The organism is uncultured Exiguobacterium sp., from assembly GCF_964277885.1.
In the GTDB taxonomy this organism is placed as follows: Bacteria; Bacillota; Bacilli; order Exiguobacteriales; family Exiguobacteriaceae; genus Exiguobacterium_A.
The window spans coordinates 1,304,156-1,327,403 of record NZ_CAXYJR010000005.1 but is presented as its reverse complement, the minus strand read 5'-3'; the positions used below and the strand labels follow the sequence as shown (position 1 = coordinate 1,327,403).

The 23,248-nt window shown below is 48.7% G+C and carries 25 protein-coding genes; 14 read left to right on the top strand and 11 right to left on the bottom strand.

Translation table 11 applies throughout. The annotated features are described in order from the left end of the window. Positions 1–33: 33 nt before the first annotated feature. The 3 genes from ACHWTJ_RS08560 to ACHWTJ_RS08550 all read right to left on the bottom strand — a co-directional run bounded on the left by ACHWTJ_RS08560 (position 34) and on the right by ACHWTJ_RS08550 (position 2,995). The gene (locus tag ACHWTJ_RS08560; protein ID WP_394679460.1) at positions 34–1,215 is read right to left on the bottom strand and encodes an MFS transporter; all 1,182 of its coding nucleotides are present in this window, start codon (positions 1,213–1,215) and stop codon (positions 34–36) included. Positions 1,216–1,232: 17 nt separating this feature from the next. Then, positions 1,233–1,817, bottom strand: coding sequence for a TetR/AcrR family transcriptional regulator (locus tag ACHWTJ_RS08555; protein WP_294746325.1), 585 nt, complete (start codon positions 1,815–1,817; stop codon positions 1,233–1,235). Between the two features lie 125 nt (positions 1,818–1,942). Next, positions 1,943–2,995, bottom strand: coding sequence for a hypothetical protein (locus ACHWTJ_RS08550; protein WP_294746322.1), 1,053 nt, complete (start codon positions 2,993–2,995; stop codon positions 1,943–1,945). 282 nt (positions 2,996–3,277) lie between these two features. Between ACHWTJ_RS08550 and ACHWTJ_RS08545 the strand changes: the two genes are divergently transcribed. Then, entirely contained in the window at positions 3,278–4,579 is a 1,302-nt protein-coding gene (locus ACHWTJ_RS08545) for a hemolysin family protein (protein WP_394679459.1), read from the top strand. A gap of 53 nt (positions 4,580–4,632) precedes the next feature. On the opposite strand, the gene ACHWTJ_RS08540 is transcribed toward ACHWTJ_RS08545, so the two are convergent. Further along, positions 4,633–6,891 (bottom strand): putative bifunctional diguanylate cyclase/phosphodiesterase, encoded by a 2,259-nt coding sequence (locus ACHWTJ_RS08540; protein ID WP_394679458.1) that lies wholly within the window; start codon positions 6,889–6,891, stop codon positions 4,633–4,635. Between the two features lie 250 nt (positions 6,892–7,141). Between ACHWTJ_RS08540 and ACHWTJ_RS08535 the strand changes: the two genes are divergently transcribed. The 4 genes from ACHWTJ_RS08535 to ACHWTJ_RS08520 all read left to right on the top strand — a co-directional run bounded on the left by ACHWTJ_RS08535 (position 7,142) and on the right by ACHWTJ_RS08520 (position 10,776). Then, positions 7,142–8,434: a protoglobin domain-containing protein gene (locus tag ACHWTJ_RS08535; protein ID WP_394679457.1), complete on the top strand. Its 1,293-nt coding sequence runs from the start codon at positions 7,142–7,144 to the stop codon at positions 8,432–8,434. Positions 8,435–8,512: 78 nt separating this feature from the next. Beyond that, positions 8,513–9,208 (top strand): hypothetical protein, encoded by a 696-nt coding sequence (locus ACHWTJ_RS08530; protein WP_394679456.1) that lies wholly within the window; start codon positions 8,513–8,515, stop codon positions 9,206–9,208. A gap of 36 nt (positions 9,209–9,244) precedes the next feature. Beyond that, positions 9,245–9,814 (top strand): GNAT family N-acetyltransferase, encoded by a 570-nt coding sequence (locus ACHWTJ_RS08525; RefSeq protein ID WP_394679455.1) that lies wholly within the window; start codon positions 9,245–9,247, stop codon positions 9,812–9,814. A gap of 20 nt (positions 9,815–9,834) precedes the next feature. Continuing rightward, positions 9,835–10,776 carry a diguanylate cyclase domain-containing protein gene (locus ACHWTJ_RS08520; RefSeq protein WP_394679831.1) on the top strand — a complete coding sequence of 314 codons (942 nt, stop codon included), beginning with the start codon at positions 9,835–9,837 and terminating at the stop codon, positions 10,774–10,776. A gap of 51 nt (positions 10,777–10,827) precedes the next feature. Here ACHWTJ_RS08520 and ACHWTJ_RS08515 read toward each other — a convergent pair whose 3' ends face one another. Then, positions 10,828–11,454 carry a lipopolysaccharide core heptose(II) kinase RfaY gene (locus ACHWTJ_RS08515; protein ID WP_294741534.1) on the bottom strand — a complete coding sequence of 209 codons (627 nt, stop codon included), beginning with the start codon at positions 11,452–11,454 and terminating at the stop codon, positions 10,828–10,830. Between the two features lie 146 nt (positions 11,455–11,600). Between ACHWTJ_RS08515 and ACHWTJ_RS08510 the strand changes: the two genes are divergently transcribed. Genes ACHWTJ_RS08510 through ACHWTJ_RS08490 form a run of 5 tightly spaced genes read left to right on the top strand, consistent with a single transcriptional unit; the run spans position 11,601 to position 15,758 of the window. After that, on the top strand, positions 11,601–13,079 hold the full coding sequence (locus ACHWTJ_RS08510; RefSeq protein ID WP_294741532.1) for a carboxypeptidase M32: 1,479 nt from the start codon (positions 11,601–11,603) through the stop codon (positions 13,077–13,079). After that, positions 13,079–13,801: a glycerophosphodiester phosphodiesterase gene (locus tag ACHWTJ_RS08505; protein WP_294741530.1), complete on the top strand. Its 723-nt coding sequence runs from the start codon at positions 13,079–13,081 to the stop codon at positions 13,799–13,801. The genes ACHWTJ_RS08510 and ACHWTJ_RS08505 overlap by 1 nt, the downstream gene beginning before the upstream one ends. A gap of 13 nt (positions 13,802–13,814) precedes the next feature. Continuing rightward, positions 13,815–14,285, top strand: a complete 471-nt coding sequence (locus ACHWTJ_RS08500; protein WP_294741529.1) for a hypothetical protein — start codon at positions 13,815–13,817, stop codon at positions 14,283–14,285. Then, positions 14,275–14,832 (top strand): guanylate kinase, encoded by a 558-nt coding sequence (locus ACHWTJ_RS08495; RefSeq protein ID WP_294741527.1) that lies wholly within the window; start codon positions 14,275–14,277, stop codon positions 14,830–14,832. The genes ACHWTJ_RS08500 and ACHWTJ_RS08495 overlap by 11 nt, the downstream gene beginning before the upstream one ends. A gap of 50 nt (positions 14,833–14,882) precedes the next feature. Further along, entirely contained in the window at positions 14,883–15,758 is an 876-nt protein-coding gene (locus ACHWTJ_RS08490) for a phosphotransferase family protein (protein ID WP_294741525.1), read from the top strand. A 90-nt stretch (positions 15,759–15,848) separates the two neighbouring features. Here the strand turns inward: ACHWTJ_RS08490 and ACHWTJ_RS08485 are convergent, their stop codons facing one another. From ACHWTJ_RS08485 to ACHWTJ_RS08470, 4 genes are all read right to left on the bottom strand, one after another. After that, entirely contained in the window at positions 15,849–16,094 is a 246-nt protein-coding gene (locus ACHWTJ_RS08485; RefSeq protein ID WP_394679454.1) for a hypothetical protein, read from the bottom strand. Positions 16,095–16,179: 85 nt separating this feature from the next. Beyond that, the gene (locus ACHWTJ_RS08480) at positions 16,180–16,665 is read right to left on the bottom strand and encodes a tetratricopeptide repeat protein (RefSeq protein ID WP_394679453.1); all 486 of its coding nucleotides are present in this window, start codon (positions 16,663–16,665) and stop codon (positions 16,180–16,182) included. Between the two features lie 72 nt (positions 16,666–16,737). Next, on the bottom strand, positions 16,738–17,181 hold the full coding sequence (locus ACHWTJ_RS08475) for a MarR family winged helix-turn-helix transcriptional regulator (protein ID WP_053453345.1): 444 nt from the start codon (positions 17,179–17,181) through the stop codon (positions 16,738–16,740). Positions 17,182–17,252: 71 nt separating this feature from the next. Further along, positions 17,253–18,329, bottom strand: coding sequence for a GTP pyrophosphokinase family protein (locus ACHWTJ_RS08470; RefSeq protein ID WP_294746292.1), 1,077 nt, complete (start codon positions 18,327–18,329; stop codon positions 17,253–17,255). A gap of 140 nt (positions 18,330–18,469) precedes the next feature. Here ACHWTJ_RS08470 and ACHWTJ_RS08465 point away from each other — a divergent pair, with 140 nt between their 5' ends. After that, positions 18,470–19,606 carry a Six-bladed beta-propeller, TolB-like protein gene (locus ACHWTJ_RS08465; protein ID WP_294741516.1) on the top strand — a complete coding sequence of 379 codons (1,137 nt, stop codon included), beginning with the start codon at positions 18,470–18,472 and terminating at the stop codon, positions 19,604–19,606. A gap of 134 nt (positions 19,607–19,740) precedes the next feature. On the opposite strand, the gene ACHWTJ_RS08460 is transcribed toward ACHWTJ_RS08465, so the two are convergent. Beyond that, entirely contained in the window at positions 19,741–20,163 is a 423-nt protein-coding gene (locus ACHWTJ_RS08460; RefSeq protein WP_023468292.1) for an organic hydroperoxide resistance protein, read from the bottom strand. Positions 20,164–20,272: 109 nt separating this feature from the next. On the opposite strand from ACHWTJ_RS08460, the gene ACHWTJ_RS08455 reads away from it, so the two are divergent. Continuing rightward, a complete protein-coding gene (locus ACHWTJ_RS08455; RefSeq protein ID WP_290758409.1) occupies positions 20,273–20,704 on the top strand; it encodes a MarR family winged helix-turn-helix transcriptional regulator in 432 nt (143 codons plus the stop codon). Between the two features lie 17 nt (positions 20,705–20,721). Here ACHWTJ_RS08455 and ACHWTJ_RS08450 read toward each other — a convergent pair whose 3' ends face one another. Further along, positions 20,722–21,177, bottom strand: coding sequence for a hypothetical protein (locus ACHWTJ_RS08450; RefSeq protein WP_023468294.1), 456 nt, complete (start codon positions 21,175–21,177; stop codon positions 20,722–20,724). A gap of 126 nt (positions 21,178–21,303) precedes the next feature. Between ACHWTJ_RS08450 and ACHWTJ_RS08445 the strand changes: the two genes are divergently transcribed. Together ACHWTJ_RS08445 and ACHWTJ_RS08440 are read left to right on the top strand one after the other, a co-directional pair. After that, positions 21,304–21,795, top strand: a complete 492-nt coding sequence (locus ACHWTJ_RS08445; protein ID WP_294746285.1) for a PH domain-containing protein — start codon at positions 21,304–21,306, stop codon at positions 21,793–21,795. Next, positions 21,792–23,237, top strand: coding sequence for a PH domain-containing protein (locus ACHWTJ_RS08440; RefSeq protein WP_294749622.1), 1,446 nt, complete (start codon positions 21,792–21,794; stop codon positions 23,235–23,237). The genes ACHWTJ_RS08445 and ACHWTJ_RS08440 overlap by 4 nt, the downstream gene beginning before the upstream one ends. Positions 23,238–23,248 lie beyond the last annotated feature (11 nt).

Below are 23,248 nucleotides of genomic sequence, written 5' to 3'. Positions count from 1 at the left end.
CCCGCTTCCAGTGTTGGAAACGGGGCTGTTTGTTTAAGAGGATAATCGATCCGATTCGGTTGCTTCCGTGCGTGGGGTGCGCCAGAAGTACGTCAGTAAAATACCGATCGCAAGCATCACTGTCGCGAAATAAAACGGATAGTTCAAATTGACGTCGAACAATAATCCGCCAACGATCGGTCCGAGGATGTTCCCGATACTCGTAAACATCGAGTTCATCCCGCCGACGAACCCCTGTTCATCTCCGGCAATCTTCGAGAGATAGGTCGTGACGGCGGGTCGCATCAAGTCGAAACCGACGAAGACGACCATCGTCACGAGAATGATAGAGATATAGTTCGTCACGAATGTCATCAAGACGACGAGCAGTGTCGAACCGATCAAGCTGTATCGAATTAAGCGAATCTCACCGAACCAGCGTGTCAAACGATCGAACAGTCCGACTTGAACGATGACACCGACGATCGCACCGAGAGAAATTGCGAGCGCAATGTCCTTCGCTGTAAAGCCGAACTTCCGGTCGACGAACAAGGCGAATAACGACTCGAACGAGGCGAGACCGAACGACGAAATCAACAGGACAAGAAAAGCGATGAAAAAGAGCGGACTGAAGACTTTCCGAAAACCGGTCTGCTGTTTGACCGTCGTTGTCTCGTAGTGACGTTTCGGTTCTTTAAGCGTAAAGACGGATAACACCATCGCAGTTAAACCGAACGCGGCAGCAAAAAAGAACGGTGTCCGCGAACCGAGATCAGCGAGGAACCCACCGATCCCCGGTCCGATGATGAAACCGGTCGAGATGGCAGCAGACATATATCCGAGTGCTTTCGGACGAGTCTCGTTCGTCGTGATGTCAGCGATGAATGCCGTAACGGCTGGCATGATGAAAGCCGCACTGACACCACCGAGAATCCGTGACGCGAATAGGACTTCGACGCTTTGACCGAGACCGAATAAGAGCTCGGACATACTGAAGATGAACAAACCGATGATGATCATCGGTTTACGTCCGTACTTGTCGACGGCACGTCCCGCGAGTGGTGAAAGAATCAGTTGCGCAAAGGCGAAGGCGGAAACCATATACCCGACCGTCGCCCCGGAGATGTTCAACTCGTTCATGATCGTTGGTGTGACGGGAATGACGAGTCCAATGCCTAAAAAGGCGATGAATAAGTTGAGCAGGAGTGTACTTAAAATCAATGTATTGTTTTGCATAGTTCACCTCAATAGAATTAAATCGTTTTTGACATACCACGCCAGACGATCGGCCAGACGGCTTGTTGACGAGCGTGAAACGCGTCGACACCGTTGTAGACGAGTTCCGTCAACGTGCCTTCAGCTACCGTCAGATAGGCGAGCGCGGCACTTTTGTAGTCCGTCGAATAGAGAATTTGCTCCGTTCGGTCTCGTTCCCGTAGTAGACGCGTCAATAGATCGTGCAGTGAGTCGAAGAACGGATTGAAGCGGTCTGTCATCTCTTGTTCGAGCTTCTCCGGTGGGAAATAAGCGGCTCGAAGAATGAACCGCATCAGGATATCATCCTGCTGCTCCGAAATGAACCAATCGAAGAAACCGTGCAGCGATTGCTCGAGCGGCTGTTGCCGAGTATTCGTGAAATATGTCGCGAAGCGGCGCTTTTGTTCTTGCAAGGCATACGTCGTCGCTTGCAGGAACAGGTCGTCCTTCCCTTTATAATGCGCATAGATGGACGGTTTTTTGATACCAACTTCTGTTGCGATCTCTTGCAGCGATGCCCCTTCATAGCCGTGTGCGGCAAAATGATGGATGCTCGTCAGTAACAATTGTTGGGCTTTCACATAAATCACCTTCCTAACGGTCGTTAGGTAACAGTGTAACAGTAAATTTCAAATAGAGTCAATCAGATGGTCTTACCGCACAAAAAACTGACTCCGCGATGGCGGAATCAGTGAGTGAGAAATCATTATTTATTCATGACACGACCGCGTGTTGCGACGCGTGAGCCGACGATCCCAGCGAACGATGTGAAGATGAGTGTCAGAAGGAGACCGACGAACGCCCAGATCGAGATTTTCGATGCCGTTTGTGTCGCTTGTTCCGTCTGCTTGCGAATATCTTGAACCGTTTTCTTGAGGTCAGCGGATGTCTCGTCAAGCGTTTGTTTCGCATTGTTGATTTGTTGCGTCGTTTCTTTTGTTGCCGTGTTTAAACCATCGACGATATTTTGCGTCGCTTGATCTGCCTCAGCACCTGTTAAATCCGTGTTCTTCGCGACAGCATCAGCGATTTTCTTTTCATCGACGGATTTCTCGATCTTTTCAGCACGTGCTGTCAACGAATCACCAAGATCTTGAACGATTTTGTCGAAGTCTTCTGGTTTTGTGATGGCGTCTTTACCGGCAGCCGTGACGTCATCTTTGACGGCATCAAGCTGACCTTGCAGATAGTTTGGTTGTAATTCCTTGATGTCTGTATCCTTGAGAATTTCTTCGACGTTTCCATCAAGTTCTTTCGTATCGATATTTGAGACGTTCTTCGTGACGGAGTCGAACCCTTTCGTCGCTGCATCCGTTGCCGTCGACGCGACAGATCCGATGCCGCTACCAGCAGCTCCACCGACCGTTCCGAGTAATGAACCGACCGATTGTAATGTGTTGACTGTCGTGAACGTCAATAGGGCGAACAAGAGGATGACGCTTGTCGACCAAGTCAAGAATCCATGAACGAGACCGGCGCGCGCTGACGTTACACCAGAGACGAATCCAGCGACGAACAGTGAGATGAGCAATGACAGAATCGCCCAAATGATCAGACCAGTTCCGACACCATCAAACGGATTATTCGACGTGACGTCTGTGACGCCAAGTCCGATTGCCGATCCAATCAGACTGAAGAGAATCAATAAAGATAAGAATGATACCACACCTGCAAAAATTGAACTCCATGAAATGTTACGGCCCGCTCCGTCCGCTTCCGCTCGGAAGTGGGACGAAAAGCCTTTGTTTGTTTTTTCCATAATACACACTACCTTTCCCCAAATTGATCTTTCACGTTCGAGATGTTCATGGATATAAAAGCTTCATCTCAAATTTCTTACGCGCATAGCTCTTATATTTCCGGGAAGTGACAAAGAGAAACCTAGTATTACAGGTACATGATTAATGGTCGTCTGAACTTCAACGAAGTGATATTGGTTGCGTTTGAAGAAAAAGCATCGTAAACTCTTATCAAGTGTCACGTTATACTGTACAGTTTAAAATCAAAAGGAGGTGATCCCCCGCTTTTAGGGGGATACAAGTTGGACATCGTCTTAACACTGAATTTGTTGTTGCTCGTCATATTGATTGGTTTGACCGCGTTTTTCGTCGGTTCGGAATTTGCTGTCGTCAAAGTCCGGATGTCACGTCTCGACCAGATGGTGCAAGAAGGAAAAAAGGGAGCAGTACTTGCGAAGAAGGTCGCAGGAGATCTCGATTATTACTTGTCGGCCTGTCAGCTCGGTATCACGATCACTGCACTTGGTCTGGGTGCACTCGGGAAACCGACCGTCGAGAAATTGTTGACACCGGTCTTTGATGAACTTGGTGTCGCCGTTGCGCTGTCAACGATTCTCTCATACAGTATCGCTTTCATCTTCGTGACGTTTCTCCACGTCGTCATCGGAGAGCTCGCACCGAAGACGCTCGCGATCCAGTATGCGGAACGGATGACGTTACTGCTAGCTCCTTCACTCTATATATTCGGAAAAGTCATGTATCCGTTCATCTGGATCATGAACGGTTCGGCCCGTGTCCTCTTGCGGATGTTCGGTGTGAAACCTGCCGGTCACCAACAAGCCCATTCGGAAGAAGAGTTGAAGATCATCATGGCTCAAAGTTTTCAAAGTGGTGAGATCAATCAATCGGAACTCGCCTTAATGCAAAACGTCTTTGCGTTTGATGAGCGTGTCACGCGCGACATTATGGTGCCACGGATGAATATGATGGTCATTTCGGACGAGATGAGTTGGGAAAATCTATTACAGACGATGTCTGACAATCCGTATACGCGTTACCCGGTCAGTGAAGGAACGGATAAGGACCGGATTAGTGGTTATATCAACGTCAAGGAAGTGCTCGCCCATCACGCGGTACAAGACGAACGAGAACTTGCATCGTTCCTTAAACCGTTGCCGGTCGTTTCGGAAATGACACCGCTGCAAGAAACACTCTTGAAGATGAAGCAGACACGGTCACACATCGCTCTCGTCATCGACGAGTATGGTGGGACATCCGGTTTGATCACGATGGAGGACATTTTGGAGGAAATCGTCGGTGATATCCGTGATGAATTCGATGAAGCGGAGCAAGCCGAAATCGAACAGTTACCGGACGGCTCGTACCGCTTAGCGGGTACTGTCCTATTAGTTGAAATTGAAGAACGATTTGGTCTTCGGTTCACTGAAGCAGAGTCGGTCGACACGATCGGTGGATATATCCAATCACGGACGGCTGCTTTTGAAGAGGGAACGATCGTCACAGATGAATCGTCTACGCTTGAAATCTTGCGTTCTGCCCAATATCAGATTCAGGATGTCAAGTTGACCTTGCCGTCAAGCTAACAGAAAGACCCGTTTTGCTTAGAAGTTCAATCTACTAAGCAGACGGGTCTTCTTTATTGCGCGGAAGGGAGATTGGATTCTGTTAACGGTAACTTTTCCTTCAAATACAGAGAAAAAGCATCTTCCGATAAAGGACGCGCATAGTAATACCCCTGACCGATGTGACAGCCGACGGATTTAAGATACGAGTGCTGCGCCTCGTTTTCGACACCTTCTGCGATCATCGTCAGACCAATCGTTTGTCCCATTGAGATGATATGTGGGAGTAAAGCAGCTCCACCAGTTGTTTCCGGACAATCGTCGACGAATGATTTATCAATCTTCAGTGCATGAACTGGCAGTTGATGCAGGATGGATAAAGAAGAGAAACCGGTTCCGAAGTCATCGATGGCACAGTGAATTCCCTGATCGCGCAACGAATGTAACATCTTGCTGCTATCTGTGACGTCTTGTAAGACGCTCTCGGTAATTTCGAGTTCCAGATAAGCTGGAGATAAGTTCGTCTCAGACAAGGTTTCCTCGATCATGTTCAGGAAATGTTGATCCTTGAACTGGGGAACGGAGATGTTGACGGCGACGATTAGCGGATAGCCTTGCTCATGCCAGTCAAATGTCCTGCTGCATGCCGTCTTTAGAATCCAGCGTCCAAGAGCGATGATGTGACCGCTCTCTTCAGCAATCGAGATGAATTCGACGGGAGAAATCAAACCAAAGACTGGATGATGCCAGCGAACGAGTGCTTCCATACCGATTGGACGGTTTGTCATCAGATCGACTTTTGGCTGATAGACCAGTTGGAATTGATTGTTCTCGATCGCTGCGGGCAGATCCATTTCTAGCTGGATCTTCCGATTGAACCATTGGTGGAGTCGTTCATCATACCGGACGCAGTGCATTGGTCCTTGTTGTTTCGCTTGAAGAAGTGCCGTATCAAGACAAGAAAGAATGTTCTGGTGCAAAGAAGTGTCTTCGACGAGACAACTACCAGCATGGACGGTGACTTGAATCGAATAACCGCGAATTCGGAACGGGCGCTCGAATTGGTGTAATAAAGCCTGTTCAAGAGCGGTCAACGAATCATTTGTCGCGTATGGAAGGATGAGCGCGAACTCATCCCCACCGATTCGGTAGATTTCCAGGTCATCGTGACGCAACAGCCGAAGTCGATTCGCCGTCTCAATCAAGACATGGTCACCCGTCGCATGCCCCATCGTATCATTGACGATCGTCAAACGATGTAAATCCAGCGAGACAGCCGCAAAAGAACGCGGTAAGTCGTTCGTAAGCCGTTCGATGAAGTGTTGCCGATTCGCGAGCTGTGTCAGCGAATCGTGGTAAGCGATGAATGAAACTTCGTTTAGCAATCGATTGTTGCTCCGTAACGTAAAGATTTGCCGACCGAGAACAAGAAAGAACAAGAGCAGCCAACCGCTCGATAGAATATTGAGGTACCAGTCATAAGTCGATAAGACGAACCCTGTCAGTAAACCGATGCTGACATAAGGCAAGATGAAATCGCGTTCCGTTACCGTTCGTTGAGAACGAAAGAGTCGTTCTTGTTGCGGATGCTGTCTTCCTTCTAAATGACCACTCCATCCGATGGACAAAAGCGCGATGACCCAGAAAACATCGACGAGATGTTCAAGAAACGGACTATTGTTAAACGTAAATACGGTAAGCATGACATCACCGCACACTTGAAACAAAAAACCAACGACGAGAAAACGGTGATGCGGTTTTCCTTGGTTATAACGAACATGGTAATACAAAATTGCACTGAAAAAGAGGAGTAACACATCAGCAATGAGAAATCCGAAAGTGGAGATCGTTCGCTCGAGCGAGGGATTCAGGATCTCAAAATAGGGTTGCAATAAATAATAGTCGCTCATGACGAAAGCCGTCGTCATGAACACGACCAAATTGAAGATGTAGTTCTTATTCGTGAAGTTCAATCCGATGCTACGCATCTTCGTGATTAGCGCTAAAACATAGTTGAAATAAGACGAACACCAAAGAATGGTCGAGGCAATCGGTGCATCGACCCGTCCGTCTGTTAATTGAAGGAACAGCCATAGACCACTCCCGAGAACGTGTAATAAAAGACCCGCGAACAAAAAACTTAGAAAACGGAGGTGTGGATTGCGCTGTTCAATGCGTGCGCGAATCATCCAATAGGCGGCAATCAGACCCGCCATCATATGAAAGACGTTGATTCCAATCAAGTGTGCCCACTCTTCAGCAGGTCCAAAACGAATCCAACCATAGAAAACGAGGAATATAGGAAAGACGATGAAAGAGAAGTAACGCCACATGAGTTGAACGGACCTCCTTAAGTTAAAAATCGAGAAGTGTTATATAGGTATCGGTCAAATTTTCCATTTTTTGAAGGGTGCTTATCTAGAAGGCCTGAAGAAATCAAGGAGTGTCGCACATTAAAAATATCAATCATGACGGGATGTTCCATATGAAATTGTTGGATTTTCGAATGATAGCCATTCAAATGTCATTTATAGATGACGATAAAGAAAATGAAGTCCATCTATGAATGAGGGAGAGAAGCATATGAAATGGTTCGCGAAATCAACATCAACGTCCTTCGATGCGCGCATCGAAGGCGAACGCGCTCATGTCGTGTTGCATGTTCCGACATCCTTGCATGAACAATTACGTTTAATCGGACTAGAAGCAGTCGATTTACAAATTGTCCGGGTCATCCGCGAAGATGTATCCCGTTGGATGCCGAGCATGGTCGACGCGTTCTATGAGGAACTGGTTCGTGTTCCGTCTCTCCGACATTTGATTGAACAGCATTCAACGCTTGAACGATTGAAAGGTACTCTCGCTCGGCACATCTTACAAATGTTCGATGGTCAGGTGACGATGGACTACATTGAAGCCCGACGCCGAATTGCTGAACGGCATGTTCAAATTGGGTTGCATAATAAATGGTACATCGCTGCCTTTCAGAAAGTCTGGAATGTCCTCAGTGAAAAGATTGATGGCAGTGACTGGCCGGAAGCAGACCGTGTCCGGATCATGCGGGCAGCCGGGAAACTCTTCAACCTCGAGCAACAGATCGTCATGACGATGTATGAGGAACAAATCGATGAGGAGCGCCAAGCGATCGCGACAGCAAAACGGCACGTCGGGGATGGCGTTCAAAAATCGACCGAAGAACTTGCTGCGATGAGTGAGGAGTCGTCAGCGAACTTTCAGGAGATTGAACGGCACGCCAAACACGTCTCGACGACGACCGACGCGATATCGATCCAGTTGACAGAAGCGGTCGGTGAGGCAGAAGCAGGTGTCGTTCTTGTCGAAGAGGAGACACGACGCTTCCAGGATGTTGTCGCGGATTTATCGCGGACGACCGAACAAGTCGCTGAACTGTCTCGTCTGTCGCAGGAAATCGAGCGAATCGCTGGAATGGTGACGACGATTTCTGATCAGACGAACCTTCTCAGTTTGAACGCATCGATCGAAGCGGCACGTGCTGGGGAGATGGGGCGCGGGTTTACCGTCGTTGCGCAAGAAATTCGGAAACTCGCAGAAGAGAGTAAACAGTCGGCAGCTGAGACGTCGCGCATCGCCCAAGAAATCACGCAAAAGATGCTCGTCGTCTCAGAGCGGATGGGAACGACGGAGACGGCGGTCGTCCGGACGACGATAGAGATGCAACAAGTCGTCCGTGCCTTCTCACGGATTTCGGAACAAACCGACAATGTCTCGCGGCAAATTCATGAATTATCGACCGATACGAAGGATGTCGCCGGAACGATCGAAGGCATGCGTAAGATTGCAGAAGCGATTGCCGAGACAGCGGATGACTTACAAGAAGTCGCAGCAACTCTATAAGTTAATCCTCCTTTCTACAGGAAAGGAGGATTTTTTTGGCGCTTTATGGAAAAATGAAAGGGGAGGTGTGGAAGGGTTATGATTCAGAGTCTACTATTGATTATTTTATGCTTTTTCGCTTTGATTGGACATTATCTGACGACAGGGGAACTCGCCCCACGTGAGTTGTATGGATTACTCGGTTTAACGGGCGTCGCTTTCGTGATCGGTGGAGTCGAATGGTGGCAAATCCGGCGCGATTTACGTTATCGGGGAGTAGAAGAGGGAGTATCCGTTCGCTTAGCGGACCGGGCGAGCCGAAAGACGAATACGGTCTTTCTCGCGCATGAACGATGGCTAACGTTCTCACGACGTTATGCCACGTGGTGGCAGGCAATCCTTGCGCGCTTCGAAAAGTTCGAATCATTTTTTCTCGACGTAACGTTCGAAGGAGACGGGGAACAATTACAAATTAAAGAGACGAAAACAGAGTGGCTCCGTAATACGACACATTTTGTGATACGTAAAGACGGACGCGATATCGGAACGATTCGCACCGATGCGGCACTTCGTCAGCAACTGCAGCTGAAAGAAGTCTTGCTCGTCTCGTATGCCGGTCAGGAGTATCAGATTCGGTCCTCGACAGTCACGAGAACGATCAACGTTTATCAAAACGGAGATTGCATCGCGTCGGGGTCACGGCACGGGGCGCAACTCGTCTTTGACTGTAATACGAACGAACGTCTCTTAGCCGTCGCCAGTATGATCGTCTTTCGACTTGTTTATTCGAAATGATTTTATTTCAAATACCTAATTGAGAAAGGAATTATTATGATTCAATTTCAAGGAAGTCCAGCATTACAGACTGAACGACTACGATTACGGAAGATCCAACTGGCTGACACAGAAGCTATGTTTCAGAACTGGTTATCGGACGATCGTGTCATGCGCCATTTGATCAAGGGACCACACGATACGATGGCGCAAACGAAGGCACGCGCTATGGAAATCCTTTCTTCCTACGAAGAGGACACCTTTTGCTACTGGGGGATGGAAGAAAAGCGAAGTGGGACGTTGATCGGTGTCATCGATCTATTCGCTTTTGATGCGGCGACGGATCACTGTGAGGTCGGCTATTGCATCGGATTCGACTGGTGGAACAACGGATACGGTAGTGAGGCGTTAGCTGCCGTCCTTGCCTTCGGTTTTCAAGAGATGCAGATCCATAAGATTTCTGCCGCCCATAATATCGACAATCCAGCTTCCGGACGGATCATGCAGAAGGTCGGCATGATTCAAGAAGGAACGGTACGGGCGATGATCCGCAACGCGGCAGGGGAGTATAAGGATTGTGCGATCTATGGGTTGCTTCGTGAAACATATGACTTACATAACAAATGAGGTGTGATACGTTGCAAGAAATGACATTGTATCGAAATTTTGACGAACTGGCAGATGATGTATTGGAATTAGCGAAAGAGATTCTACCTGATCAATTGTTGTATTTAACGACAATCGAAGAAGACCAACAAATGATTTTACGGCTCTCGAACAATCATCGACGAATCGAGATTCGGGCAGGACAAGTGTTCGAGATGGAACAGACACTATGTCGTCACATCAATTTTGAACAGAACGAGCCCATCTGGTATGAATCCGTCAGCGATGACGAGCGCTTAGAAGATATACAGGACACATTAAAAGCGTTACAGATCGAGTCCTATCTCGGGATTCCGATCAGCTTAACGAATGGTCAAACCTTTGGTACGTTGTGCGCTGTCCATGATGAAGCAAGTCAGTTCGAGGAGAAGAGCATTCAACTTCTCCAACGGATCGCAAAACTGTTCTCGTATTACTTAGAGCTCGAACAGTTTGCTTGGAAGGACACGCTAACAAAATTGTATAACCGACGTTATTTGACGAGGCATTGGGATATAGAACAGCAACATTCCGGTGCGTTGTTTTATCTTGATCTCGACGGATTCAAGCAAGTGAATGACGTGTATGGACATGAGACCGGCGACCAAGTCTTGATCGATGTCGCAAAACGGTTACAAGACTGTACACGCGCGCATGATGACGCGTTTTCTGTCCGGATCGGGGGAGACGAGTTCTTGATTCGCTTCACTCAACAGATGACACGATGGGAGTACGAAGGGATTGCGCAGCAGATTTTACAACAACTTGGAACATGGCAGACGCCATATGCTGTCTCGACCAGTATCGGGATTGTGCTGTTCGATGATGAAACCGTTGAGCTTAAATCAATCATTCAACAGGCGGATCATGCGCTATATGCCGCAAAAGGAGCCGGTAAGAATACGTTTCGCTTTGCGGAGGCTGTCTCATTCGTCGTCCAATAACCAACGAAAAAACGCGATGTTTCCTCACAAAGAGGCGCATCGCGTTTTACGTTAACCAGTTTTTCGGATCGATTCGAATAAGCGTCCTTTATAGACGTCAGCAATCGTATTGAGGAACGTCTCACTCAACTTTTTCGGGAAGAACGGTTTTACATATACATAGTGATACGCCTTCTTTAAATCATCCCATTGTGTACACGGTTCCGTTTGACGAAATCGAGCGACATCGATGATGCGGGTTCCGTTTGCCGTCAAAAGGATATTGCGTAGATGAATGTCTGACGGATTGAGTCCAACGGCGCGTGCGTCTGCTAGCGCTGCATCGACCGTCGTCAAGACGGATTCCGGGATATAGGTTCCGCTGACAAGGCATTCGAACAACGTCTGTCCCTCGATGTATTCGAGCACGATATAATCGGAACCATAAGCGAACATCTTCGCATATGTCGAAAACGTCGTCAGTTGTTCATAAATACTGCCTTCTAACTCAGCGAGAGGACGCAATGACGGATAGAATTTCTTGATGACGCGATCGGTATCACGAATCCGGAACACATAGGCACTACGACCAGTACCAATCCAGTCCAGCTCTTCTGGGAGATACTCGATCGTACAGACCGATCCCTCCTTCAACTGAATCAACTCGGCTAACTCAGCGTCTGTCTTCAAAGTTGCCACTTCCTTTCGCTCTCTTTGATCTTATGTTCATTATACGCTCATCTGACAGGAAAAGTTTCAAAAATCACTTGTGTGTGAAAGTTTTGAACATTATGTGATATGCTAAAAATGCTACACCGTTACATACTTCAAGGGGGTCTATAATCATGTCAACAACACAACAATGGCGCGACCATTTCGATGGTCTTCGCGCATACGAAGAAGCCGTCGCATTACTTTATTGGGATATGCGGACATACATGCCGGATCAAGGCGCAGCGAACCGTTCCGCGTCGATCGGATTCCTCTCGACAGAGAGCTTCCGTCGCCGGACAGGCGAAACATATCAACAATTATTGGCAGCAATGGAGCAAGAGACGCTGACGGGTATCGAAGCGATTTCGTTCGCAAAAGCAAAAGAAGCCTTCGATCGTGATTCAAAGATTCCAGAAGCCGAGTACCAAACGTTCATCACGTTGATCTCAGAAGCGGAGAGCGTCTGGGAGAAGGCGAAGGACGCGAACGATTGGTCGATGTTCGAACCATATCTCGAGAAAATCGTCGCGATGGAACGCCAATTCGTCGAGTACTGGGGCTATGACGCGCACCCATATGACGCACTTCTCCATGATTATGAGCCGGGGATGACGGTTGCGACACTTGATCCATTGTTCGCAGAACTCCGCCAAGCGATCATCGGTCTGCTCGGTCAACTCGAAGGAAAAGACTTCCCGACGCTTGACTGGTCCGCGGACCGCGAGACACAGATCGCCTTGAACCAAGAATGGTTACGCGATATCGGTTACGACTTCACATCTGGTCGTTTGGATGAGACGGTCCATCCGTTCCAGACGACGATCAACCGGAAGGACGCACGCATCACGACGAAATACGATGAGAACGACTACCGGAACTCGGTTTTTGGCACGATGCACGAAGCCGGACACGCGACATATGAGCAAGGCATCGAACCGGAACTCGATTCACTCGGTCTTGGTGACGGCGCATCGATGGGGATCCACGAATCACAATCACTGTTCTTTGAGAACTTCATCGGACGTAACCAAGGTTTCCTTGAAGCACGGTATCATGGTTTACAACAAGCAATCCCATCACTGGCTGACGTCCCGTTCGAACGTTTCTATGCCGCAGTCAATGAAGTCAAGCCGTCACTGATTCGGATTGAAGCCGATGAATTGACGTATGCCCTTCATATCATCATCCGCTATGAGCTGGAAAAGCGTCTGATGACGAAAGAACTTGAAGTCAAGGATCTCCCGCAAGAATGGAACCGTCTCTATAAAGAGTATCTCGGTGTGGATGTGCCGAGTGACGCTAAAGGGGTCTTACAAGATGTCCATTGGTCAGGTGGCTCGTTCGGTTACTTCCCAAGTTACGCGCTCGGTCTCGTTTATGCGGCACAGCTGAACGAAGCACTTCGTCGTGACGTCGACAACGTCGATGGTCTAATCGCAGCCGGAACACTTGCCCCGATCAAAGGCTGGCTGAAAGAAAACATCCACCGTCACGGGAAATCGAAGACACCGGCTGAATTGATCGAAGCAGCAACGGGTCAATCGATCTCAGTCACACCGCTCGTCAACTACTTGACGAAGAAATACACGCGTGTCGTCGAGGCACTCTGATGTTATGGTTCGCACACCGCGGTGTCAGTGACCGTTTTCCGGAGAACACGCTCGAAGCCATCGCTGCTGCGATCGAAGACGACGTTGATGGGGTCGAGTTCGATGTCCATTTCTCAAAGGACGGTGTCGGTGTCATCATTCACGATGAGACCGTCAACCGGACGACGAACGGGACAGGACGTGTGATTGACATGACGGTCGCTGAACTTCAGGCACTGGATGCCGGAGCACGTTTCAAAGGGGAACCGATCGAGACGAAGATTCCGACGCTTGACGAAGTGCTAGAAATCCTCGCACCAGCGACGCTACGGCTCAACATCGAGCTGAAGACGGATACGATCCGCTATGACGGGCTTGAAGCATATGTTCTTGAACGTTGCGCCGCGCACGGCATCGCAACCGACCGTCTGTTATTCAGTTCGTTCAACCATTATTCGGTTGCCTTGATCCGCAAGCTCGATCCACGCATCGAGACGGCGATTCTGTATCCATATCCGATTTATCATCCGGAAGAACAGGCCCTCCGGATCGGAGCGACCGGGATCCATCCCGATTACCGACGCGTGACGGAGGCGGACGTCGCGTTCGCTCACGCGCAAGACGTCACGGTCCGAGTCTACACTCCGAAGACGGTCGACGATGTCCGTCAGATGCAAGCGATCGGTGTCGACGCTGTCATCGTCAATGATCCAAAAGGAATGCGCGATACACTCGAAGGATGAGGAGGAGGAAGGGATGCGCAAGGAATACGTATTCGTCATCAGTTTGTCGCTCGTTGCTTTATTCGTCGGTCTCCAGCTTGGCTTTGCCCGCTTGCCGGAACCAAAACCGAAGCAAGTGACGACGACACCGATGCGTCCTGCGGATTATCAAGCAGGACTTGCGTCAGCGAAACGGGAATTGAAGCAGATTCAACGCTTCACCTTGAAAAGCACCCTTCCTGCGAATGGAACGACGGTGACCTGGATCTATGAGACACCGTCCAATGAACGGATTGCGGTTGATTGGTACTACGTCGAGAGTTATCCGGAAGCCCAAGTCCAGATGACGCGAAACGAGACGTCCCGAATCATCTCGTATGAGCGTTATTTAATCGTCATCCGACCGATATACGGGACGGTCGTCGATAGTGAACTCGAACAATTCGCACTCCGTTTTACGGGTTACTTCACGACACAACAACAGGGGGAAAACGATGTCAGGTAAAATCATTCTCTTGATTGGTGGATCGGGCAGCGGAAAGTCTTCCCTGATCAAACGTCTACGGACGGAATATGCACATGTCCGGTTCATCCCGTCCGTGACGACCCGACCGAAACGTCCGACGGAGATTGATGGAGCAAGTTATCACTTCGTCGACGTCAAGACGTTCCAGCAACTGATCCAAGACGACGGCTTCATCGAATACGCGCATGTCCACCGGGCGTGGTACGGAACACCGCGTCAAGCGTATATCGATGTCCTCGAACAGGATCAAATCGTCATCAAGGATATTGATCCAAAAGGGGCGGCGAACTTCAAGCGTCTATTTGGAGATCAGGTGATCACGATATTCGTCTCGGTTCCGCCTGATTTGATGAAGGAACGACTATTGATGCGCGGGGATACACCGGAGTTCGAAGCGCGACTCGTTGATTACGAGGAGGCGTGGAAAGAGCGCGATCACTACGATTATATGATTGAAAACATCGATTTTGAGACGGCGTATGCTGATCTGCTTGAGATCATTGCTGTCTACATTCCACAGGCATGACAAAGAGGACGCAAGATGCGTCCTCTTTTTGATGTCAGAAAGGAGTCTTTATGCTACCTGATCATCCGTTACTAATCGGTATTGATAGCGTTAAACGTCTTGCCGGACGCTCGCATCAAGCCGTCTGGTCCGTCAAGACGACAACAACACACTACATCGTCAAGGTCGTGACGAACCCGTCAAATCTTCAATATGAACGAGAGGCAACCTTGGTGATCCCAGAACAACAGGGGATTGCTCATGCCTTACCGCTTGCGACCGGGCGGACTGCAACGACCGCGTACGGCATCTATCCGTTCCTACCCGGACAACCCGTCCAAAGTGTGCTTCTCGAGTCGCCGGAATTAGCAGCCCGACTCGGTCAGGAGACAGGAAAAGCATTGAAACATATCCATGAGGTACCTGCTCCCAGCGTGATGACGTCTTGGAGCGAACGTTGCCAGGCGAAACATGACCGCTACCGCGCAGCGATTGATGGGTTGCTTGAGCCAATGTGGATCGAGCGTCTTGATCGATTCATTAGCGAGCGGATTCCGTTACTTCAGACACGTCCGAACCGGTTGCAACATGATGATGTTCATCTCGATAATCTCCTTGTCGAGGATGGGCATCTTTCCGCCTTCCTTGATTACGGGAATCATGATTATGGCGATCCGTGGCATGATTTCGTTAAATGTGGTCTGTTTCAGGTCGAGACGAGTCCAGTATTTGTCCGTCACATGATCGAAGGGTATTTCGAGAACGATGTACCGTCCGACTTTTGGCGAATGTATAGTCTTTACATGGCGATGGTCGTCTTTTCGGCAATCGTCTGGGCGAAGCGTTTCGATGCAGACGGGTTGGAGGCGATGCAACGACGCGTTCAGCGAATCATTCGGGACCACGATGGATTTCAGCGTGAAATGCCGCTTTGGTACGAGACGTAAAGAAGTCATCACCAAAAGCAACGGGTCCGTCTCTCACTCGAAGAGAAACGAACCCGTTGCTTTTTGTGAATCATTAAATGAAAACGCGGATTACCACTCGAAGCCTTCTTCACTATACTTGCCGTTCGAATTGAAGAATTGTTCTTCTGTCTTACCGTTTACCGTACTCGTATAAATGACGTAGACGTCGAGATGATCATTCTGATCCGCCATCTTTTTAGCGGCTTTCTTAGCATCGGTTTCATTCGTATATGTCTCTGACTTACTTGCCTTGCCATGTTTTTCTTGCCCTTGCTCTTCGTAACCTTCTACGGTCCATACTTTTTTTGATGACATCATTAACTTCCTTTCCTGCCAAAAGCGAGTCCGCTTGGCTGTTACATTATGCTGTGCAAAACGAGCACTCGTCAACCGTTGCTGTTCATTCTTTGACGATCTCGTCCAAATGATCGGCATAATAACGGATTGCCCGGTCAAATGTCTGGATCGAGGCGTCCGACGACGTCGTAGCAAGACTCTTTAGCAACCGACCGACAGCCTGATCGGCTTGACCGAGATTGTACTCCGTCATCGCGAGGAAGGCTTGCAGGGCGTGAACTTCCGGGAATTCAAGCAATGCGCGGTGGAACACGTCTGACGCTGCTTCGAACTGACCGATGACGCGATATGTACTGCCGAGTCCGACATATGCCTGCAAGCGGTCCTCACCGGCAAGACCGAGCGCTAGGGCTTGTTCATAATAAGGAACTGCAGCGTGCTCCTCACCGAGACTATCATGACACCATGCCATCTGATAGAGAACGGTCGGGTCGTTAGGTGCCATCTCGACATAATGACGAACGACTGCCTTTGCTGCTTCATATTGCCCCGTCTGCCGTAAGTGTTGCACCGATTCAAAATCAAACATATCGTTTCCTCCTTTTGCATGCATTAAAAAACGGACCCGATCGTCCTGACCGGATCCGTTCGATTGAACAGCTTAGACTGTTTTTTCAAGCTTCGTCAAGAGCGTCCGGAACAGTTCTAGTTCCTGATCCGAGAAATCCTCGAAGACGTCTGCGAGATAATCCATCTTCATCGATTCGAGTTTTTCGTAGAGCTCGATACCTTTTGGTGTGGCACGGAGTTCGACGACACGACGATCGAGTTCACTCCGCTCACGCGAGATCAACTCTTTTTTCGTCAACTCGTCTGCTAATGCCGTGATCATGCTCGCTGAGAATTGGAACTCTTGCGAGAGGGCAGAGGCGATTTGCGGACTGTTCGCACAAAGGGACTTCAAGATAAAGAACTCATTGCGTGTCAAGTACGTCGTGAACATGCTACGCACGTCCTTCTTGATCGCGCGGTAATTCATCCGTAATCCTTTTTCTGTATCAACGATCAACTGATCGCGTTGTGCTACTTCTAGTGTAGTTGCCATGTATCCTTCACTCTTTCTATACCGTAGTTTCTTTCACTCGTGATTTAGTATAGTGAAAAATTTTAGTTTAATCAATATTTTTCTCTTGAATCATCTGTTTCGACAACGCGGGCGACTTGGGCGACGATTTCTTCGACGTTGCGTAACTCCGGATAGAAACGGCGGAAGAAGTAGTCGATTCGGTGTGTGTCCTCGCCAGCGATCGTCAATGCCATACAAATATAGGCGATTCCGATTCCTTGACGGGGCAGGAATGGATTCGGCATGACCTTCGCACAACGTAAGGCGAGCGGACTGTGTGTCGAGACCGCTTCGATCAGTTCCCCGTACGTCCGGATATCGACATAATGGAACATGCGGATGAGTTCGTTGATCAGTTGTTGATCGGAATCGAGCATCATCTGTGACGTGACGAGTCGTTTGTCGAGTTCGTTGATGACCGGGGAGTGATCGATGAAGTAGTTCAAGTTATCTGCTGTGATCCGGACTTGATGCGGATCAGACAAGATTTGCTGGACGGTCTCGTCTTCGAATTGTTTCAATTGTTTCTTAATGTTGACGAATTCCTGATCGGCGATCTCGAGTAATCCTGCCACCCGACTGAAACTACGCCGGACTTCTGCTGGAACACTGTTTGGATTTTTATATCCGAGGTCATGCTCGATCTCTGCCCACGCGTGCTGGAGGATCGAACGGATTTGGATTTCAGCCGTATAGTCCTTGAAACGACCATACTCACTCAAGGCAAGTCGCTGATCGCTGAGTGATGCGACGAAGTGAACCGAGAGGTAGCCGAACTCGGTCGTATCAAGCAACGTCGATTTGTCGACGGATTGATCGCGATCGATCGCGAACTCATTCTCGATGATACGTGCCGCTTCCCGGACGTCGTCATGGAAATAGGTGACGATCCGGATTCCGGTTAAGTCATGGACGTCCTTAAGTGAACGGTATTTGTTCGGTTGTCGTAAGACTTTTTGATATAGACTCTCGGAGTCCTTCGTCCGGGCGACGATCGAGTGATATTTGATGCCTGCCGCGTCGAGCAGCTCGGACAGGAGCATCTTCAACTTGTCGGCATACGCATCGTATTCTTCCTTATCGTTGACATATTCAAGCATCATCGTATTCAAATCTTGTGATTGCACCGTTTCGCACCTTCCTCATCCTGTAGTTATCTAGCCATATTGTAGCACTCTGCTTCGTTAAACGCACAGCAAGACCCTGTTTGAAGCAATACGATTCGTGGGAAAAAGACAAGTAGTACGTGTCCGGGAGGAGATTAATCATGGAAATAGTGGATGCCCGTGCTTTACCCGCCGATCATATGGATGTCTTGCATGTCACACCATCGTCGATCTATTTTCGACGTCGTATTGATGACGCCCGTTACCACATCAGCCGGTATGATCTTGAAGATCAAGAACAAGTCGATCTGACGCCACAGGTTTTGACGGATCATGGACCAACCCGACCGTTCGTACGGAACGGAAGAGTCTATTGCTTGAACGAACATACGCAAGAACAGGGCGGGGAGACGGAAGTGCTCGTGATCGATCTCTTGTCCGGTAAACGGGAGCAGATTGCGTCGTTTTATGTTGAAGGAGATTTGACCCTCTACTGGGTGCTCAATGAGAACTATCTTGTATTTTTACAGACGACGGAAACAACGTCTGCGTTTCTGTATGACGTCAAGGACGAATCGCGACAAACGATTCGTGATCCACGGCTCTACGGGATGACGGAGAATTACCGAGAACTCTATTTCTTTCTCGTGACGCTTGAAGAGAAAGAGTACATCGTCTGTAACGCACGGCTTGATGAGTTCTCGTTTTATGACGCTCTTGAGAGTGGTGTCATCTCACCAGAAGATCCGATCGACCACTCGGAAAGTCTCTTGATTGCCCCACTGCCGACTTTGATTGAAGAGATCGAACGGGGTGTTGAGCACTTATCGTTCGCAACCTTGTTGAAGTTAGAAGGGGAAGGGGATACCGTCCAGTATCTCGGAGAACAAGAAGGGCATCTCATATTCAGTGCCTATACCGATCGTTTGAACGAAGAAATTTTTTACCGGATTGACACGGAAGCGAGTGTCGAAGAGGTTGCTCGGATTCAGTGGAGTGACTATGAACCGCTTGATTTTACCTATGATGACGTCGAGTCGACGATCTTCATCGTCAATGACCGGTCCGAACACCATCATGAAGTAATCAACTTACGCAACGGTGCCCGATTCCTCGATAAGGAACCATTCGAACGTGTCTTACGTGGACGTTTTTATCTACACGAAGCGATTGGAGAAGACGCGGAACCAATGGTCACAGTTTATGACGCAGAACACAATGAACGGTATCGTTTTGAGGATGCTTATTATGTCACCGTGTCTGGGGAGCTCGTCATCTTATCGGTTCATCAACTATGAAAAAAGAACGGTTGTTCTTTTCGTGAGAGCAACCGTTCATCATTAAAAAAACATAATTATTTCAACTACCAAATTAATCATAAAAAATAAAAACCAGCCAAGAGTAAACCTCAGGCTGGCTATAAATGCTACACTTATTCTGCGTCAGTCGTACGTGTGTAGACGTCGACTTGGATGTTTCCAGCAGTTGCACGTGAGTAAGGGCAGACTGTATGCGCGACTTTCGCGAGTTCAGCTGCTGCTTCTTCCGAGATTCCGCGGACGAGAACATCGAGTTCGACAGAAAGCATGAATCCGTCAGCTGCTTCGTTTAATGTCACGTGTGCTGTGACTTCACTGCCATCATGTTTGATGCCTTGTTTACGAGCGACCATGTTTAAAGCAGAGTCGAAGCAAGCAGAATATCCTGCAGCAAAGAGTTGTTCTGGGTTTGTTGCTTGTTTTTTCGATCCTGGTACCGGCATTGCGAGAGCGACGTCAAGGATTCCGTCCTCCGATACGACGCGTCCGTCGCGACCTCCGACAGCTGTTGCAGATGATGTGAACATTGGTTTCATGTGTGTAACTCCCTTTCGTTGTTGAATTCAAATAAGTAGCTTACAATTAGATTGTATACAATTTAAATCGAAATGCAACTCGTTTGCTCACGATAGGAGGAATTTTTTTATGAACCCGTTAGCGTTAGACGAACAACTCTGTTTTCCGTTCTATGCGATTTCGCGTGAAATCACGCGTCGTTACCGTCCATTACTTGAACCACTCGGTTTGACGTATCCGCAATATCTCGTCATGCTCGTCGTCTGGGAAGAGGAGGGACAGTCGCTTAAAGCCATCGGCGAACGTCTCCACCTCGATTCGGGAACACTGACGCCATTACTGAAGAAACTTGAAGCAGCAGATTTGTTGCGACGTGTCCGTAAGCCGGAAGATGAACGGCACATCCAAATCTTTTTGACGGATGCCGGCCGAGCGTTACGGAAACAAGCAGAGACTGTTCCGCTTGATCTCGTCCGAACACTCGACGTCGATGAAGAAGATCTTCAAGTCGTCAAAGCGGCACTGAATCGGCTGGTCATGAAAATGAGCGACCCGGATTAACCGGATCGCTCATTGTCTTATTTACGGCGGAAGCCTTCTTCTTCAAGATAGTTCGCTGCTTCCTTATACGAGTTGAATGCACCATCTAAAAGGTCACCAGCATAGACGAGCCACGTGTCGATATCTTCATTGAGTAACGTCAATTCGAACTGGTTATCGTTGACCCATGTTTCTTCGAGTGTTTCGACCGATTGGACCGTCGAGAGTGCTTTGATTGCATCTTCTAATAAAAGGATTAAAGCAGGTTCTGAGAATTCACGGATGTTGACGAACCCTTTTTCGTCCGTTTCATAACCCGGCAAACCAGCGGCATAAACGAAGCCGTTTCCGTTCGGATGCAAATGATAGACGAGATTCTTCTTCTCATACTGACTGTCCGGGAATTGGAAATTGACGCGCTTCAGTGAGACATCTTTTCGGACGAGTTGTGGGAAGGTCTCAATGATTCGTAGTTTTTCTTCAAAAGTTAACATGGTTCCTCCTTGGTGTTACAGTTCTTCACTTCTATATATGCGATGAAATCAAACAAAATGTCAACCGCTGTCTGAAACCAAGCGACGTATTTAACCGTAAATGGAAACGAAAGGAAGTGTTTTTTGATGTCTACTGTACAATGGCATGCATTGCCAGAGCGATCGATTCGCGCAGAACGGCTCGGGTTGTTGCCGTTACACGCATTGATCGCCGTCATTTTGATCGGAACGACGATCACCCAAGTGATGTGGCTCGACCTGACACCCTGGTGGATGGGCGTCGTCGGTCTGCTTTGGCTGATCTATTTCATTCCCCGTATCGTCTACATACCCGTTCTTCGTTTGAAGTATATGCGTTATCGCATCGATGAGGAATTTCTCGTCGTCCGCCACGGCATCTTTTTCCGTCGAGAAGTCACCGTACCCCTCGTCAAGGTACAATTGATTGATAGTCAAACGGGACCGATCCTGCGTCGCTATGATTTGATCACACTCGATATCCGGACTGCTTCCGGCTTCGTCACGTTGACACGACTCGATCGTGCGCAAGGGGAGGAACTGCGAATACAAGTCGAACGCTTCGCGAAACTCGAGGAGCGGGAGGAGGAATCATTATGACACGGCGCGTCCACCCGCTGTTTATCGTCATGTCGAGTATCTCAATCATCCGTTCCCTCCTGATTCCGTTCGCCGCTTTGATTTTAAACGCGATCCGCAAAGGCGAGATCAACACCTATACATGGATCGGTGTTAGTGTCGGCATTCTATTCGTTCTTTTATACGGGATCGCTTCCTGGTATTTCTATACGTTCACGATCGATACCGAGACGATTCGCGTCCGCAAAGGGATTTTCCAAAAAAGTGAGCGGACGACGCAACGCAAACGGATCGAGTCAATCGGCATCCAACAAAACGTCATCGAACGACTACTGCGTCTTGCGACGTTGACTGTCGAAACGTCGTCTGAGAGTGGATCACCGGAAGTCGAACTAAAAGGAATCCGGCTTGATTTCGCGAAACAGCTGAAGTCGTCGATCAAAAATGAGGAGCAGATCACCGAGGAGCAACAGAAGGAAGTCGCCTATACGATTCCCATCCGCGATTTAGCTTTAGCCGGAGCCTTATCGGGACGCGTCGGACTAGCACTCGTCGGTATCTGGACTGCCTATCAGTTCGTCGACCGGTTCATCGATCGATACATCAATCGTTTGTTTCAGGAACTGTCGCATTTTTCCTTACTCGTCTTAACGACACTTGGACTCCTTGTCCTGCTAGTCGTTTATATCGGTTCAATCATCGTCTATATTTTGAAGTACGGTTCGTATCGTGCCGTTTTGCAAGACCGGCGATTGTTGATCGGATACGGGATGTTAAACCGAACCGAGGTGGCGTTCCATGCTGATAAGATTCAAGCGCTCGTCATTCAGGAAAGCTGGATTCAGCGGTTGATCGGTCGGGCGAGCCTGTCTTTGCATATCATTTCGGCAACAGGCGAGAAGGAGCGACTCCTACTGCACCCATTCATCCGAACGAACGAGGTCGATGCGTTCCTTACGACGTATCTGCCACGCTTTCGCCAGTTCAGTCCGCAACATGAAGTCGCACCGAGCGGCTTCCGCTACCGGGTTCGTTGGCCGTTGCTCGGTTATACACTGTTGTTTACTGCACTGAGTAGTGTCGTCATCATCGTTCTTGATTCCTCGTGGCGTTTCTTGATTTTGCTTTTGTTCCTTTGGTTACCGGTCTACTACTTCGCTGTCCGCAGCGGCTATCGAAAAACACGATTCGGCACCGGACACGATCTCTTGATGTTACGTAAACAATGGGTCCAAAAAGAGACCGTCTACACACCACGACTGAAGATCGAGGAGTTGACTTGGTCTGTCTCCCGTTGGCTCGAAGCAAAGGAGATTGCCCGAATTGAGATTCAACTACGAGGCAATACCGCCTTCAATGCGCTCTATTTCGAACGAACGGATATTGATACCTTACAACGCTGGTATAAACAATCGTTCCTTTCAACGCCGCTAGCAGGGGAAGCTGAAACCGACGACGAATAAGGAAAGACTCA

Coding starts and splice junctions, on each gene's coding strand:
- ACHWTJ_RS08525 (WP_394679455.1), top strand. CDS start 9,245: ATGATTCAATTTCAAGGAAGTCCAGCATTACAGACTGAACGACTACGA.
- ACHWTJ_RS08495 (WP_294741527.1), top strand. CDS start 14,275: ATGTCAGGTAAAATCATTCTCTTGATTGGTGGATCGGGCAGCGGAAAG.
- ACHWTJ_RS08475 (WP_053453345.1), bottom strand. CDS start 17,181: ATGGCAACTACACTAGAAGTAGCACAACGCGATCAGTTGATCGTTGAT.
- ACHWTJ_RS08455 (WP_290758409.1), top strand. CDS start 20,273: ATGAACCCGTTAGCGTTAGACGAACAACTCTGTTTTCCGTTCTATGCG.
- ACHWTJ_RS08460 (WP_023468292.1), bottom strand. CDS start 20,163: ATGAAACCAATGTTCACATCATCTGCAACAGCTGTCGGAGGTCGCGAC.
- ACHWTJ_RS08480 (WP_394679453.1), bottom strand. CDS start 16,665: ATGTTTGATTTTGAATCGGTGCAACACTTACGGCAGACGGGGCAATAT.
- ACHWTJ_RS08490 (WP_294741525.1), top strand. CDS start 14,883: ATGCTACCTGATCATCCGTTACTAATCGGTATTGATAGCGTTAAACGT.
- ACHWTJ_RS08465 (WP_294741516.1), top strand. CDS start 18,470: ATGGAAATAGTGGATGCCCGTGCTTTACCCGCCGATCATATGGATGTC.
- ACHWTJ_RS08535 (WP_394679457.1), top strand. CDS start 7,142: ATGAAATGGTTCGCGAAATCAACATCAACGTCCTTCGATGCGCGCATC.
- ACHWTJ_RS08500 (WP_294741529.1), top strand. CDS start 13,815: ATGCGCAAGGAATACGTATTCGTCATCAGTTTGTCGCTCGTTGCTTTA.
- ACHWTJ_RS08485 (WP_394679454.1), bottom strand. CDS start 16,094: ATGTCATCAAAAAAAGTATGGACCGTAGAAGGTTACGAAGAGCAAGGG.
- ACHWTJ_RS08450 (WP_023468294.1), bottom strand. CDS start 21,177: ATGTTAACTTTTGAAGAAAAACTACGAATCATTGAGACCTTCCCACAA.
- ACHWTJ_RS08550 (WP_294746322.1), bottom strand. CDS start 2,995: ATGGAAAAAACAAACAAAGGCTTTTCGTCCCACTTCCGAGCGGAAGCG.
- ACHWTJ_RS08520 (WP_394679831.1), top strand. CDS start 9,835: ATGACATTGTATCGAAATTTTGACGAACTGGCAGATGATGTATTGGAA.
- ACHWTJ_RS08445 (WP_294746285.1), top strand. CDS start 21,304: ATGTCTACTGTACAATGGCATGCATTGCCAGAGCGATCGATTCGCGCA.
- ACHWTJ_RS08440 (WP_294749622.1), top strand. CDS start 21,792: ATGACACGGCGCGTCCACCCGCTGTTTATCGTCATGTCGAGTATCTCA.
- ACHWTJ_RS08530 (WP_394679456.1), top strand. CDS start 8,513: ATGATTCAGAGTCTACTATTGATTATTTTATGCTTTTTCGCTTTGATT.
- ACHWTJ_RS08505 (WP_294741530.1), top strand. CDS start 13,079: ATGTTATGGTTCGCACACCGCGGTGTCAGTGACCGTTTTCCGGAGAAC.
- ACHWTJ_RS08560 (WP_394679460.1), bottom strand. CDS start 1,215: ATGCAAAACAATACATTGATTTTAAGTACACTCCTGCTCAACTTATTC.
- ACHWTJ_RS08510 (WP_294741532.1), top strand. CDS start 11,601: ATGTCAACAACACAACAATGGCGCGACCATTTCGATGGTCTTCGCGCA.
- ACHWTJ_RS08540 (WP_394679458.1), bottom strand. CDS start 6,891: ATGTGGCGTTACTTCTCTTTCATCGTCTTTCCTATATTCCTCGTTTTC.